We start from the raw sequence: 14,554 nt of genomic DNA on the forward strand, positions 1-14,554 counted from the left end.
ACCCCCCTCGTAAATAAAATTTCTTCCTTTGCTACCCCTTACTGGCGGGAGGTAGAAAAGAGGAGAGCAATAATTTTTTTTCTTTTTGAAGGTAACTTGGGCATCAATCCAAAATCCAAAATTTCTAGCGTCTTAACCACCAAACAAATCCCGCTGTAGCAAACCCAATTAAAGGCATAATCAACACAGCCATCCAACCTACTAAATTTGCTTTTTGCTGTGACAAGTTGAGGCGGCGGTCTTTTATTTCTTTGGGACGAATAGATAGGGTTTGTTCATCCTGTTTACTTAACCAACTGATAGAGTTGAGAAAGACATCTCCATTGAGTTGTTGTTCAAACAAACCATCGGTAGCAAAGTCAGAGTTTCCTACTACAACGAGGCGAGATTCAACTGGCTTTTGGGCAGTATTTTCTGGGTTTGTTGGTGAAGCCGTGGGTGAAGCTGTTGGGCTTGGTGAAGCCGTGGGTGAAGCTGTTGGACTTGGGGAAGGAGATGGTGAACCTGTCGGGCTTGGGGAAGCTGTTGGGCTTGGGGAAGCTGTTGGACTTGGTGATGCTGTGGGTGAAGCTGTCGGACTTGGGGAAGTCGTGGGCGAAGCTGTCGGGCTTGGGGAACCTGTAGGGCTTGGAGATGGTACAGAAGCGCTTTGGGGGGCATATCCGCGACTCAGGGCGACACCGAGAGTTAAAGGCCCTTGGCGATCGCTTTGAGGATTAAACTCTAGCTGGTCGTTTTCGGGATCGCTTTCCGCCCAACTTTCATTATTAGTAATCAGCAAAGGTGTTTCCTGAATACCCATAATTGATGTAGTTTGAACTGGTCGCGCCAAGGGGTAAAAAGAACGACCTTCGCCGAAATCTTTAGTGATGGGATGCTGACCGTAGCGTGTCACCATAATAATCGCAGGCCCTAGTCCAAGTTGCCGTCCAGAAAGGTCAACAGCAAGGCGATTATCTAGTTTCACCCCCCACTCTTTTAGCAGACTGTCCAAACCAGGATCAACATTGGGGTCTACCATTACTAACAAGCTACCGCCGCGTTTCAGGTAATCGTTTAACGCTTTGACTTCCCCCGCAAACAGTGCCTTTTTCGGGCCTGCGATCGCAACTACAGTAGCATCTTCAGGAATTGTCGGCGTTTTAGCTAAATTAAGTGGTTCGGCGGTGTAATTTTTCTCCCCCAAATTGCTTATTGCTTGTGAAAGTCCGCCTTGCACCGCAGCTAGGGGTCTTTCACCGTGACCTTGGAGGAAGTATACTTTACCAGCGCGATCGCCTGTAATTTGCGCGATCGCATTCGTTACCTGCGTTTCTGAAAGGTTCTCTCTCTGTTCTTGGTTCAGCGTCTGAATTAACTTTCGCCGCGTCCCAGATTCTATATAAACTTCTCCTGGTAATTGGACATTAAACTTTTGGGCTAAGTTCGGTCGCAGTTGCGGGTCAACAAACTCAAAATTAAATTGCGAACCATACTGTCGATAATTTTCTAGTAATTGTCGGGCTTCAGGATTTGGGTTGCTTTCAAAAACCCAAATCTTGACTGGTTGCTGCAAATTTGCCACCACTCGCTGCGATTGGGGGGCGAGAGTAAATAGCTGATTTTCTGTTAAATCTACGCGCAACGCACGGCGAACGCCCAAGAAATTAATCAGCCCCAAAATCACCAGCATAGACAGTGTTGCTGCTAAAGCATTCGTCCCAGCTTGAGTCGATCGTTTTCCCCAAAAACTGTCTGGCGCAGTGCTTACAAATAGCAACCACAACCCCAGTATTATTATTCCAGCAATAATCAATCCTACTGGTACCGCCCCCCAGCTGTTGGAGACAAACCCAGCGACTAGACCCGCCATTGTCAAAAAGGGGCCAAGCAAAAAGAGATATTTTATATATTTCCAATTGATGTTCTTCATTTTTGCTAATTGCTAATTGCTAATTGCTAATTGCTAATTGCCAAGTGATTTTAGATAAGCGTTTAGCTTGGGTAACAGTTCATCAATGATTGGCTTAAGCGTGTTTATTTGTTCATCTGTCAACAGATTGCGCTTGTATGCTCGCCTGAGCCAATGGATTGTTTCATCCAAAGACCCTCTGGCAATCTTGACAAAGGGCCGATTGTCTTGGTAATTATACCGTCCTTCTCCCTCAGCAATATTGGCACCAATGCTATCTGCGGAGCGAACAATTTGCTTGCCAATCGTATCTTTAGCAAATGAGTTCCATTTACCAATAATCTGCCAAATTTCATCTGCTAGTTTTTCAGACAATTGATAAACTTGCAGGTTCTCGAAATTCGGTCTACCCATAAAAACGACCTCCATTAACAATTAGCAATTAGCAATTAGCCATTTCCCAAATTAAGAACGCTGGAATCGTAAAGCATCGATGGATTGGGCAGTCAGAAACAACCCTAAAATAATGTAACTGGCAAACAAGATTAGACTGCTGGTATCTACTACGCCTTGGACTAAATTGTTGTAGTGTCTCAGCAAAGATAAATGTCCCAAAGCGTCTCCGAATGAACCGCCGATCCATTTGGCGGCAAGATCCATTAGCCAGAGAGCTAAAATTAATCCAAAGGTGAGAAATGCTGCCACAATTGAACTTTCAGTAAGAGAGGAAATAAACATTCCCAAACTCAGAACCGCTGCTGCAAGTAATATTAATCCAGCATGACCGAGTAATGGTACTGCTAGGGGAACGGTGGAACTGGCTGCACTAAATGCGATCGCTTCATACAAAAGCAACGGCAGCACCATCACTGTAAAGAACGTCAGCACTCCTAAAAGTTTACCCACCGCCACAGCCCAATTCGTCAGCGGTGACGTTGCCAATAGTTCTAAAGTCCCGCGCTTGCGTTCCTCAGAATAAAGTCCCATCGAAAGAATTGGCAATACAAACAACACCAACCAACCCATTACATATAAAAAACTTCGCAAAAACTCGTAAGGAACATCTACAGGCGGAACAGGTACGCCAATTTGCTGTCCTTGCAAGTCAGCCAAAGCTACTTGTTGAATGATTTCTACTAAAATCCAGACAAAAAAGAAGCCTGATAAAAGCCAGAAAACACCCGCTACTAAATAAGCTAGTGGCGAAGCAAAATATCCTTGCAACTCCTTGCGGTAAATTGCCACAATGTTACTAAGTACCACGCCCATTAAGTTGTTGTCTCCTCTGCTTCGGTAGCTGACTCTGACGAAGATTCAGACGCATCCGAATCTACAATCGGCAGGATTTTCTCTGCCGTCGTCAGTTCTAAAAATACATCTTCAAGATTAGCCCTAGTGCGGCGCATTTCATACAAAGCCACACCAGCACCAATTAAAACCGCTGCAATATCTCGTCCCGGTTCTGCACCCGGTTCTGATACTACACGGATCTGGCTGCGATTGAGCGGTAAATCTTTATTGGCGATTGATTCTACAAACCGAATTCCCGGCAAAACTTGAATCATTTGTTGTGCAGCTTCCTCATCGCCATCGATTTCCAGTTCGTAGCCAGAACCTCCAGCTAGTTGCGCGACCAAGTTTTCTGGAGTGTTGGTAGCAACGATTTTACCGCGATTGATAATTGCCACCCGGCTACAAGTCATGCTGACTTCTGGCAAGATGTGTGTTGAGAGGATGATGGTGTGGCTACCAGCAAGGCTTTTAATTAAATTGCGGACATCGATAATTTGCCGGGGGTCGAGTCCGACAGTGGGTTCATCTAGAATAATGGCAGGTGGATCGTGGACAATGGCTTGGGCAATGCCTACTCGCTGTCTGTAGCCTTTGGAAAGCTTGCGGATTAGGACTTTGCGCTTTTCGGTGAGGTTGCAGCGTTCCATTGCTGAGTTTACGCGATCGCGTCTTACTTTCCTAGCCACGCCCTTGATCCGCGCCACAAAATGCAAAAATCCCTCCACTGTCATGTCAGGATACAAAGGCGGCGTTTCTGGTAAATAGCCAATTCGTCGCCGCACTGCCATAGAATCTTCATGCACGTCGTACTGGGCAATTTTGGCACTGCCGCTGCTAGCTGGTAGATATCCAGCTAAAATCCTCATGGTTGTGGTTTTTCCTGCGCCATTCGGCCCCAAAAACCCCAAAATTTCTCCAGGTTCCACTTTAAAGGTGACATCCTGAATCGCTGGGGTAGAACCATAGATTTTGCTTAAATGTTCAACTTCAATCATTTTTGTTGGGGATTGGGGATTGGGGATTGGGGATTGGGGATTGGGGGAGAATAGTTGTTTATTCCCTATTCCCCTTTGTTTGGGATTGGGGATTGGGGACTGGGGGAGAATAGTTGTTTATTCCCTATTCCCCTTTGTGTGGGATTGGGGAGAATAGTTGCCAATTCCCAATTCCTCATTCCCAATTCCCCATTCCCAATTCCCCATTCCCAATCACTAAACTCTCTACTATATGGTTCAACTAATGCTTTATGTCAACCCAGTTACTGGAAAAGATACTAACGCCGGAAACTCATCTACACCACACAAAACCCTCACCCGTGCCATAAGACAAGCTGAAGCCGGAAGCACAATTCAACTGGCTGCTGGAACTTACAACGCTGCTAGTGGCGAAATTTTTCCCCTAGTTATCCCCTCTGGGGTGACGGTGGTGGGAAATGAATCAACCAAAGGCAAGGGCGTTCAAATTGATGGTAGCGGGGAATTTATCAGTCCTAGCTTTGGTTCCCAAAATATCGCCCTGCGTCTGGAAACAAATGCCCAATTGCGGGGGGTAACGGTGACAAATCGCGCCGCTAAGGGAGTCGGGGTTTGGATAGAATCAACATCGCCAACGCTGGCTAATAATACTTTCACTCTTTGCAGTCGCGATGGCGTGTTTGTGACTGGCACAGCTAAACCGCTAATTTTGGATAATGTTTTTAGTCAAAATTCTGCCAGTGGTGTTTCTGTGTTACGCAATGCTAAGGGGGAAGTGCGGCGAAATGTGGCTCAAAATACTGGTTACGGTATTGTAATTGCAGATAAGGCGGCTCCTCTGCTTACAGATAACAAAGTTTCTGCGAATAGGGTGGGGATTTCTCTGTCTGGTAACGCTAAACCTGTGTTGCGTAATAATTTGATTGAGAAGAATACGCAAGCAGGGTTAATTGCTGCTGAGGAAGCTAAACCACAGTTAGGCAGTCGTCAAGACCCTGCTGGCAATATTATCCGGGATAACGGGGAAGCAGATTTGCAAAATAATACCCGTTTTACCATCGTTTCTGCGGGAAATCTCCTGAATCCGGCGCGGGTACGGGGAGGAATCGATTTTGTGACGACTCAGGCGACTGGTTCTAGTTTTATACTTGGCCCTGCCCAGTTTAGGGATGTTTCTGGTCATTGGGCGGAAGCTTTTATCAAGGCTTTGGTTGCGAAAAATTTGATTAGTGGTTTTCCGGATGGTACGTTCAAGCCGGAAGCGCCAATTACTCGCGCCCAATATGCGGCGATAATTGCCAAGACTTTTAATTTACCGCCACGTCCGGGATCTGGAATATTTACCGATGTTCCTGATAATTTTTGGGCAAAAGATGCTATTCGCAAAGCAGCAGGAATGGGCTTTATTTCGGGCTTCCCTGATGGTACATTTCGACCGGGACAAAATTTAACACGAGTGCAAGCGATCGCATCTCTAGTTTCTGGCTTGTCACTTACTGGCGGCAATCCTAGCGTATTGGGAGTATATAGCGATCGCGCTCAAATTCCTAGCTATGCCACAGACGCAGTAGCAACTGCCACCACGCGGCGCATAATTGTGAATTATCCCCAAACCAGTCTACTGCAACCGATGCGGGATATAACTAGAGCTGAAGTCGCAGCTTTAATATATCAGGCATTAGTGGCAACCGGGGAAGTTCAGGCAATCTCAAGTCCCTACATCGTCAACCCCGACGCTACCCTCCCCACCTTCAGCGACATTCAAGGACACTGGGGAGAAACTTACATTCGCCCATTAGCTACTCAAAACTTAATCAGTGGCTTTACTAATGGCACCTTCAAACCAGACGACAAACTCAATCGCGCTGGATTTGCTGCTTTACTAATTAAAGCCTTTAACCCCACTCCCAAACGTCCACCTATACAATTCAAAGATATCCCCGTTGATTTCTGGGCGCAGGGTGCAATTCAACAAGCCTACAGCAGCGGTTTCATTACTGGATTTCCTGATCAAACTTTTCGTCCCCAGCAGCAAGTTTTACGAATTGGGGTAATTGTCTCCTTAGTAAGTGGCTTAGGTTTCCCATCGGGGGATGAAAAACTCTTAGAAAGGTACGAAGATCGAAATGAGATACCAGCATACGCCCGTCCCGCTGTTGCTGCTGCTACGCAAAGAGGCATAATTGTCAATTATCCTTCACCAGCACAACTTAACCCAAACCGCGAAGCCACACGGGCCGAAGCAGCTGCTATGGTTTATCAAGCATTGGTCGCCACTGGACGACTGTCTGTTTAGTCAGTTGTTTGTTGTTTGTTAAGGTTTAAAGGTGGGAAAGTTGTTAGAACCTGACAACGTTTCAACTTTCCTTCCTTGATAACTCTTCCCTAGCACATAACCAATGACCGCTAACATTGTTTCTGGTCTGCTATTTTAACTTCTGATGACATCTACCCAAGACTCAGCTGCGGTCTACGTCGTAGCTTTGCTTGTTCACTATTGTTTTGAACTGGGGGGTTACAAGCCAGAGGAATTAGTTACCCGGTGGCTGCAAAACTATGCCGCCAGTTGGGTGCGTTTTGCTGTAATTGAGGCACTTTATCAGGGACGTTACAAAGCGGTTTCTGTGGAACAAATTTTAAGTGCTTGGACTAGGCGTGGGCGGGCATTATATCACTTTAATCATGATTTTGAGCGACTAATTTCGCGCAATTTTCCTCACAATTTGCTGGAACCAGTCGATGCTGTATCGTCAATAGCCTCTGATAATGCGGCGATAGAAGAAGCGATTTATAGCGATTCTACCCCGCCACAGGATGCGATCGCGTTAACCGCATCTGGCGAGGTAAAAATTCCGGTAGGTGTCACCGAAATGCCGCCAGCAGAAACACCCAACCTCGCTGAGGCTGCAACTGAAGGTATCACGGCGGGTCTTGCTCGTCGTCCGGACACCCGTATTGTCCGCCAAGCCGATTGGACGCGCTGGAGTGTTGGTAAACGTCCGATTCACCAATTCATTCCCCAGACAGATGATTCTGATTTTTACCAGAAGTTGAAAGCTGTCGCTCACAACGATGAAGATGACGCTTCAAAAAGTGATAAAAATGGCTAATTGTTGATAGCATATGTTGAGCTTCAGATACCCGACTTCTTAGAGAAGTCGGGTATCTCGCCTTCACGAAAATAGCAATTAGCTATTAGCTACGAACAATTGACTACTGACTAACAGCCGCATCCGTTTCTTCTGGCTTTGGCTGCGTGCCACCCATGCGAATTTCCGAACAAAAAGTAGCCATAGAAAAGCCACCAAATCGCTTTAAAATACTACTTCTTAACCGCAAATTAGGACTAGCAAACCAAATGCGTTCTTCAGAGTACATAGTTTCATACTCTGTAATTAACGTCATCGCTTCATCGCTGCCCATGATGTAGCGACCAGCAACAGATGCTTTCTCCGCATAGCCCATGTCGCGCAGCAACTTACCTTCATTCGGCTTATCCGGGTCAGCAATCGGAACGAGAACGGTTGTTCCAGTATGTTTTTCCTTATCCCATTCCATTGTTCCATCCCAAGTAACACGAGCGCCACCCCAAGCTAAGGCAGGATCAACTTCATATTGCTGGCAAAGCTTAATCACTTCTGGATCGTCTGCTGTTACCATTTCAATCTTGATATCTGACTTGCCGCTTTCTGCTTGTTTGAAAGCCAAATGGTGACTGGTACGCTGAGAAAACCATTTGCCAGCACTTTTCTGGAAAAATTCTTGAATATCCATGAATCAAACTCTGAAGTCTAATACTTTGTTAACAGCACTTTGAATATCTTAATTGTTTCAATCCTTAATCGGGATTTTAACTTCCGCTTAGTTACACCTGTTTATGGGTAGGTTTATTTACCAGTCGCCAGAGAGAGTGCTGCCGCGTAGCCTCTAGTTTATAAAAAGGTTAAGAGTCTCGGATTTTGGTTAAAAGTGCATCATGTCACGAATTCACGGCACCCCTAAAGATGACTACATCGAAGCGACTGAAGGCGATGATGTTATTTTTGGTTACGCTGGCGATGATACGCTGGTTGGGAAGGAAGGTAATGATATCATCCACGGCGGTCTAGGGAATGATTTGATTCAGGGTGGAGAAGGTGAGGATACCCTGTTCGGAGAAGATGGAGATGATTGTTTGCTGGGTGGGGAAAAACGTGATCGCTTATTCGGGGGCGATGGCGATGATACTCTAATTGGGGGTAAAGATAGCGATCGCTTGTTTGGCGGTAGAGGTAATGATATTTACGTTTACTCTCCCGGCGATGGTTTTGACACTATTGAGGATGAATCTGGTACCGACATCCTACGCTTAAAACATATTCTCTCCAATGAGGTAAGCGTGGATTTTGCCATCGGTGGTTGGCTTTGCGTATCCTACCGCGACCAGCCTATTGTGAAGATGCGCGGTGTGGAGTTTATCCATACTGAAGATGGCTGCTTCACTGTCGCGCAATGGCTGAAGAGATAAAGGGATTGGGGATTGAGAATTGGGGATTGGGGATTGGGAATTGGGGATTGGGGATTGGGGATTGGGGATTGGGGATTGGGGATTGGGGATTGGGGATTGGGAATTGGGGATTGGGGATTGGGAATTGGGAATTGGGGATTGGAAGGACTCTTTCTTACCCAGTCCCTAGTCCCTAGTCCCTAGTCCCTAGTCCCCAGCCCCCAGTCCCCAGTCCCTAGTCCCCAGCCCCCAGCCCCCGCCTTTACTTTTCTGCCAAGCGCTTGAGGGAAATAGTGGCAGCAGCAGAAACTTGGGGATGGCTGTCTTTTTCTAAGTAATTAAGAGCTGATATACTCTTATCACTCTTCAGGTGTCCCAAGGCTTCTGCTAAACGCTGACGAACCAGCCAATCTTCTGACTGAGCAAAGCGGAGAATTTTATCTACAGATTCTACTGCTTTGATTTCTCCCAAGGCTGCGATCGCTGCTTGTTGCAATACTACTTCTGGGCCATCTAATGCCCGCATTAGCACATCAAAGGCGCGGGGGTCTTTTAAATTGCCTAAACTAACAGCAGCACTGAAGCGCACTAACCAATCTGTATCTTCGTAGAAAGCTCTTACCAAAGGTTCAAATCCTCTGATATCGGCTAGATAACCTAACGCACCAGCCGCATCAGCCCGGATACCGTAATCTGGATCTGTTTCTAGCAACTTCGCCAAAATTGGAAAGCATTCTTCGGTAGGTTTTACACCTAGTGCAAATACTGCCATTGAACGAATTTGCAGATTTTCGTCATTTAAAACTTTTTTAATTAAAGGCACCGCCTCGTCTGGTGCCACTTGACGCAACGAAGCAAGAGCAATCATGCGATCGCGTGAATTTGGACTTTCTAACTGTTCGCCAATCTCTTGTAAACTGGGATGACTCATAATATTCTAAGCTTTTTAATAAATCTTAACATATTAAAAAATGGTAAGGGGGTAATAAGTAGTTGGGCAATCACCCCATTACCCACACTTTACTTAAGGCGAAAGCCTCCCAAATGTTCTTCGCCTTGACGTTTTGGTATGGAATTTGTCACTGGTTCTAAGGAAAGAATTTCAAAATCTGTCTCAAAGTAGTGGCGAATTTCTGCGGGTGTTACAGCAAAAGGAGGGCCACCCGGACGATTATGGGTGAAAAATAAGCCAATCAATTCTCCTTTAGGCTTCAACAAAGAGCGTACTAATTGCACGTAGGCTGGACGCTGTTCGGGGGAGATGGCACAGAAGCAAGTATGCTCAACTATGTAGTCGAAATAATTGGGAAACTCCACTGGTAAGTCAAAAATATCGCGTTGCAAAAATTGGGCGGTGCTACCAGTGGCATTAGCCAAAGATGTTGCGGATGCGATCGCACTCGGTGCCAAATCAACCCCGATTGTTTCAAATCCATAACGAGCAAATAGCAAGGCATCATAACCGCGACCGCAGCCGAGAACAACTGTACGACCAACAGGAAGTTGAGACGAATTTAGGAGACTTTCCAAAGGCGGTGCTGCCTCACCTAAATCCCAAGGAGTTGTTCCTTCTTGGTAGCGATTTTCCCAATCATTAGATTCAGTCACTGATTGCATAATTGGTAAGTAATTGTGGAAAGTAAGTAGGATAGGCAAAAACAACCAAGTATGGTTGACGCGGGTATTACTCGCTTTAATCTGAGCTATACTTATATATGTACGACCGAACTGCTTTATACAGCAGTGTAGGCCGCGCCAAGAATCGAATGAATTGATCAAAAGATCATGGAGGGAACCCTAACAAATAGGGTTCCTTTCACTTTAAATATATAGTTCCACGTTTCCTTTGAGTTTGGTTATTAATATATCAGCAATTTCTGGTTTAATGGCAAAAACATCGCTCTCTCCTCGCCCACATACAATACGGCTAACTGTAAAAGCAAGAATGTCAGCTAATTGGATAAAGTAGGACTCCTGTGAATCACGAAAAATGACATCTTCAACAATACCAGCCTCTGGAAACTCACTCTCAAGATCGTATTTCCGAGAGCGTTCCCTGATTATCTCTCGGATATATTTCTTTTGACTGGGGTTGTCATCAAAATAGATTAGCCCATTTTGGGGATATTTTAACTGTCGAGATTTATTGATTAAATAGGATTCGTATGTTGAAAGAAATTCTCTCCAAATTTCTTGACTAAAAAGCTTGACCGAATTTTTTGTTAATTGAAATTGTTGTTGCCTAAATCCTTTTTTCGATTTCACAGTGGCAAATAGTTCAACAGGTGATTGACAAAGGATTTTGACTAAATTGCTATGAATTTTTTCTAGTCCTGGAGGATTTACTAATGAATTAAAGAAAGCTCCTCGGTGATAAAATATATCAGAACCTTTTATTTCCTGAAATTTCAAGCCATATTGTTTAGTAATTGACTTGCGAAAGTCCAATATTTTCCAAAAAAATTCTTTTGAGTATCTAGTTTCAATTGAGACTCCAGCTAATATGTAAAAATCTGTGCTTCCCTCCACCAAACCATTATCACCAGATTCGTCCATGTATAGCAATTCCGTAGACAAAAACTTTCTCCTTTACAGAGGTATTTAACTCAGAATACCATTCTCTACTGTAAAGCTAGCGATTTTCCAAGGCTGGATTCTGATAGATTGCCCGGTGGGAAACACTTCGGCTCCATCAATGGGACGCTCTAATAAATCAACAGGATGCGATATCGCTAATCCCAAATCGCTTTGAAGTTGCATTTGTGCCTCTTCTCCGTGGCATTCATAGCACCGCAAAATCCATTGTTGCGGATTATCTTCTGATTGTTTAAACGCCATCAAAATCAAATTTTCAGATTGTAAGTCTAAAAGACCAACAGCAGGTAAAGACGAATTTTGTTGATTTACCGATGGCAACACCATCGCTTGCAAAGGTATATTTAGCTCATAGCCGCGTCGCACTGTATGGGCTGACTGCCAAGTGCCGCAATGAGGATATAGAGCATAAGTGAATTGATGCTTGCCTTGGTCTGCTTCGGCGTCAGGCCAAGTAGAACTGCGTAATAATGTTAGGCGTAATTCTGAAGGTTGAGCATCGTAACCGTATTTACAATCATTTAGCAAACTGACACCGTAGTTATTGTCGCCCAGGTCAGCCCAACGCAAGGCACTGACTTCCCATTTTGCTTTTTCTTGAGGTGTTTGTGGTTGGGTGGGACGGACGATAGTACCGCAGGGAATTTCGTATGTCGCTGAATCTGTCGTCACAGTAAGCGGGAAAGCAGCTTTTACTAATACGTGACGTTCTTGCCAATCTACAGTAGTGACAATTTTCAGCATTGGCGATTCAGCTTCCAGCAGGTAATCTTGGCAAAATTCCGATTCACCCAACTGCCTCACGACGCGCAGACGAGTTTGCACTAATCCTCGTTCTACCCACTGAATAGATTTTAACTCGGTTGGAGGTAAGGCATTTTGGGTATAGTTGGGATCTATGTTCCAAGCATCCCAATATTGTCCGCTATCTTTGAATGCCTGTAGTTGATTTCCACCGGGTTTATTTATAACTTCTCTATGATTAAGTTTGTCGAAAACGCTGCTTAAATCTCCTGTCTCACCGTCCACAATTACCCGCAGCAGTTCATTCTCTAAAACCCAATGTTTTAGGTTATTACTATCAGTATCTTGACAGGTGGCATTTTCTCCCGGTATGCTACTGCTAAAATAGCCTTTTTCTTGCTGATTTAGGGAAAAATCGTCCTTTTTACATAGCCAAAAAACGCGATAACCCAAGCCGGGTATACTTTTGGCAAGAAACAGTAGAGTTGATGCCTCACCGAGTTGAACAGGCATTTTTTCCCCAACCGATGTACAAATTTGCCAGCTTTGTGCAGAATCTGGTAAGTTGAGGGTAACAACCTGAGATCGTTGCCAGTTAAGGGAATTGAAGACGATAACAGGTAAAGCGTCGGGTTGGGGTGGTGGAGGAAGAGAGATAGAAGAAGCGATCGCACTCAAAGATTTCGCCAATATTTCCTCACCCACCTGTTCTACTTCCTGCCAAGCTTGGTTTGCCTCCACAAAGACTTGAGGAATCGAAGTTCCCGGCAGAATGTCGTGAAATTGGTTGAATAGAACTTTTTTCCAGGCGGATTCTAACTCATCTTTGGGATAAGTCGCATTTGTAGTGATAGTTGCGAGAGAAGCGAAGAGTTCGGCTTGGTACAACAAACCTTCCGTGCGGCGTAGAAAGCGCTTTTGGTCAGCGTGGGTAGTGTAGCAGCCGCGATGGAATTCTAGGTAAAGTTCGTCTTCCCAGGTAGGAAACCGATTCCCCCTAGCCCCCTTGTTTAAGTGGGAAATATAGCCCCCCTTTTCAAGGGGGGTTGGGGGGATCTTCGTACCGCTAATTTGCTGTAAATAGTTGAGAGTAGAGGTAAATTCGAGGCGGGGGAAAAAGGGAGACTTTTCCCAACGCTGTTGGACTTCTAACATATCGCGGGTGGGGCCGCCGCCGTGATCGCCAACACCAGGAAGCCAAAGAGCATCTTGCAGATTAGTTTGTTTTTGCCAATCAAAGGCGTAGGATGACATCTTTATCGGGTCGATACCTTCACCAATGGGAGCAGACATCAGACTGAAAATCTCCGACCCATCAGGCGATCGCCACCAAAAAACACCATAGGGAAATTCTGTAGTGTCATTCCAGCGCAACTTCTGGGTGACAAAATATTCAATGCCGCCAGATAAAAGAAACTGCGGCAGAGTCGCACAAAAGCCAAAAGTATCTGGCAACCAAGCGACCTTACTCACCTGACCAAATTTTTCTTGGACGTAACGTTGACCGTAAAGTAACTGACGAACAATCGACTCCCCACTAATTAAATTAAGCTCAGGTTCCACCCACATTCCGCCGACAACTTCCCAACGTCCAGCAGCAACCTGTTGTTGAATAGCAGAAAATAAATCAGGACGATGCTGCTCAATCCAGGCATAAAGCGCTGGCGTAGAATGGCAAAACGTCAGATTAGGAAACTCCTGCTGTAACCCAAGAACAGATTCAAAAGTGCGTTGGGCAGCAATCCAAGTTTCACCAACAGGCCATAGCCAAGCCAAATCCAAATGAGCATGACCAACTAAAGAGATTACTGCTTCTCTTCCCTCGGCGCTCTCTGTGCCTCTGCGGTTCATCCCTACCAAATTTTCACGAAGAGTAGAAAGCGATCGCATAAACTTCTGACCATCTGGTAATGCTTCCCAATCAATTTGGGAAACAGCTGCGGCTAATATTTCAAGTTTTTCTGGTGCATCTTCCAAATAGCGGTGTAATACAGCTAACTCAGAAGCGACAAAACCCGGTTCTAAAGTAGATTCATACACGCAAAGCGAATTTACCAACGCCCCATCATCATGTCCCGGACTGACCAGACGCAAGACAACCGTAATTACCTCACCCGGAGTAACAGAAGGACTAAGTAGAACCCGTGTAGAACAATCAAATAAATCTCCCTCTTGCACCAACTTACCATTAACAAAGATTTGGGCAGAATCCGCCCACCAAGTCAGCACCAGACGTAACGCCAAACCCGTTAAAGGGAAACCAGACAAATCTTGGGGAATTAAGAATTGTTGAGCAAGCCATAAAACTTGCCTTCCCCCACTCCAAGCGATATGTCCTTTAGCATTAGGTTCGACAACTTGCCAATTATTCCACTCAGCGTCCAGTGCTTCCGAAACTGGGATATCTGCGGTACAGTAACGCCAATGGAGTTTAACATTCGTCTGAGTCAGCGCATACAGCTTTTCAATCGCTTCCGAAATCTGGCGGCTGCAAGGCTGAGATATAAAAGGTGTCTTGGAATCGGTCATTTTTAGATAGAATCAGGGCATCTACTATTTTGAGCTTTTTAG

13 protein-coding genes are annotated in these 14,554 nt (G+C 45.2%); 4 read left to right on the plus strand and 9 right to left on the minus strand.

Annotation, left to right across the window (positions count from 1 at the left end; all coding sequences use genetic code 11):
• Positions 1 to 124: 124 nt before the first annotated feature.
• From H6F74_RS14785 to H6F74_RS14800, 4 genes are read right to left on the minus strand one after another with little or no spacing between them, the layout of a single operon-like run.
• Positions 125 to 1,912: a Gldg family protein gene (locus tag H6F74_RS14785; RefSeq protein WP_190442387.1), complete on the minus strand. Its 1,788-nt coding sequence runs from the start codon at positions 1,910 to 1,912 to the stop codon at positions 125 to 127.
• 33 nt (positions 1,913 to 1,945) lie between these two features.
• The gene (locus tag H6F74_RS14790; RefSeq protein ID WP_190442389.1) at positions 1,946 to 2,305 is read right to left on the minus strand and encodes a four helix bundle protein; all 360 of its coding nucleotides are present in this window, start codon (positions 2,303 to 2,305) and stop codon (positions 1,946 to 1,948) included.
• A 51-nt stretch (positions 2,306 to 2,356) separates the two neighbouring features.
• Positions 2,357 to 3,160: an ABC transporter permease gene (locus H6F74_RS14795; RefSeq protein ID WP_190442390.1), complete on the minus strand. Its 804-nt coding sequence runs from the start codon at positions 3,158 to 3,160 to the stop codon at positions 2,357 to 2,359.
• Positions 3,160 to 4,179: an ABC transporter ATP-binding protein gene (locus tag H6F74_RS14800; protein ID WP_190442391.1), complete on the minus strand. Its 1,020-nt coding sequence runs from the start codon at positions 4,177 to 4,179 to the stop codon at positions 3,160 to 3,162. The genes H6F74_RS14795 and H6F74_RS14800 overlap by 1 nt, the downstream gene beginning before the upstream one ends.
• A 232-nt stretch (positions 4,180 to 4,411) precedes the next feature.
• Here H6F74_RS14800 and H6F74_RS14805 point away from each other — a divergent pair, with 232 nt between their 5' ends.
• Both H6F74_RS14805 and H6F74_RS14810 read left to right on the plus strand, forming a co-directional pair.
• The gene (locus H6F74_RS14805) at positions 4,412 to 6,454 is read left to right on the plus strand and encodes an S-layer homology domain-containing protein (protein WP_190442392.1); all 2,043 of its coding nucleotides are present in this window, start codon (positions 4,412 to 4,414) and stop codon (positions 6,452 to 6,454) included.
• Between the two features lie 145 nt (positions 6,455 to 6,599).
• The gene (locus tag H6F74_RS14810; RefSeq protein WP_190442393.1) at positions 6,600 to 7,268 is read left to right on the plus strand and encodes a hypothetical protein; all 669 of its coding nucleotides are present in this window, start codon (positions 6,600 to 6,602) and stop codon (positions 7,266 to 7,268) included.
• A 103-nt stretch (positions 7,269 to 7,371) separates the two neighbouring features.
• On the opposite strand, the gene H6F74_RS14815 is transcribed toward H6F74_RS14810, so the two are convergent.
• A complete protein-coding gene (locus H6F74_RS14815; protein ID WP_190442394.1) occupies positions 7,372 to 7,932 on the minus strand; it encodes a phycobiliprotein lyase in 561 nt (186 codons plus the stop codon).
• A gap of 202 nt (positions 7,933 to 8,134) precedes the next feature.
• Between H6F74_RS14815 and H6F74_RS14820 the strand changes: the two genes are divergently transcribed.
• Both H6F74_RS14820 and H6F74_RS14825 read left to right on the plus strand, forming a co-directional pair.
• On the plus strand, positions 8,135 to 8,665 hold the full coding sequence (locus H6F74_RS14820) for a calcium-binding protein (RefSeq protein WP_190442396.1): 531 nt from the start codon (positions 8,135 to 8,137) through the stop codon (positions 8,663 to 8,665).
• A gap of 12 nt (positions 8,666 to 8,677) precedes the next feature.
• Positions 8,678 to 8,848, plus strand: coding sequence for a hypothetical protein (locus tag H6F74_RS14825; RefSeq protein WP_190442474.1), 171 nt, complete (start codon positions 8,678 to 8,680; stop codon positions 8,846 to 8,848).
• 58 nt (positions 8,849 to 8,906) lie between these two features.
• Here the strand turns inward: H6F74_RS14825 and H6F74_RS14830 are convergent, their stop codons facing one another.
• From H6F74_RS14830 to H6F74_RS14845, 4 genes are all read right to left on the minus strand, one after another.
• The gene (locus H6F74_RS14830) at positions 8,907 to 9,575 is read right to left on the minus strand and encodes a HEAT repeat domain-containing protein (RefSeq protein WP_190442398.1); all 669 of its coding nucleotides are present in this window, start codon (positions 9,573 to 9,575) and stop codon (positions 8,907 to 8,909) included.
• An 89-nt stretch (positions 9,576 to 9,664) separates the two neighbouring features.
• Positions 9,665 to 10,261, minus strand: a complete 597-nt coding sequence (locus H6F74_RS14835) for a methyltransferase domain-containing protein (protein ID WP_190442399.1) — start codon at positions 10,259 to 10,261, stop codon at positions 9,665 to 9,667.
• Positions 10,262 to 10,465: 204 nt separating this feature from the next.
• On the minus strand, positions 10,466 to 11,200 hold the full coding sequence (locus H6F74_RS14840; protein ID WP_190442402.1) for a DUF3800 domain-containing protein: 735 nt from the start codon (positions 11,198 to 11,200) through the stop codon (positions 10,466 to 10,468).
• 45 nt (positions 11,201 to 11,245) lie between these two features.
• Positions 11,246 to 14,512 carry an alpha-mannosidase gene (locus H6F74_RS14845; RefSeq protein WP_190442403.1) on the minus strand — a complete coding sequence of 1,089 codons (3,267 nt, stop codon included), beginning with the start codon at positions 14,510 to 14,512 and terminating at the stop codon, positions 11,246 to 11,248.
• Positions 14,513 to 14,554 lie beyond the last annotated feature (42 nt).

The organism is Trichocoleus sp. FACHB-90, assembly GCF_014695505.1.
GTDB lineage: Bacteria > Cyanobacteriota > Cyanobacteriia > Cyanobacteriales > FACHB-T130 > Funiculus > Funiculus sociatus.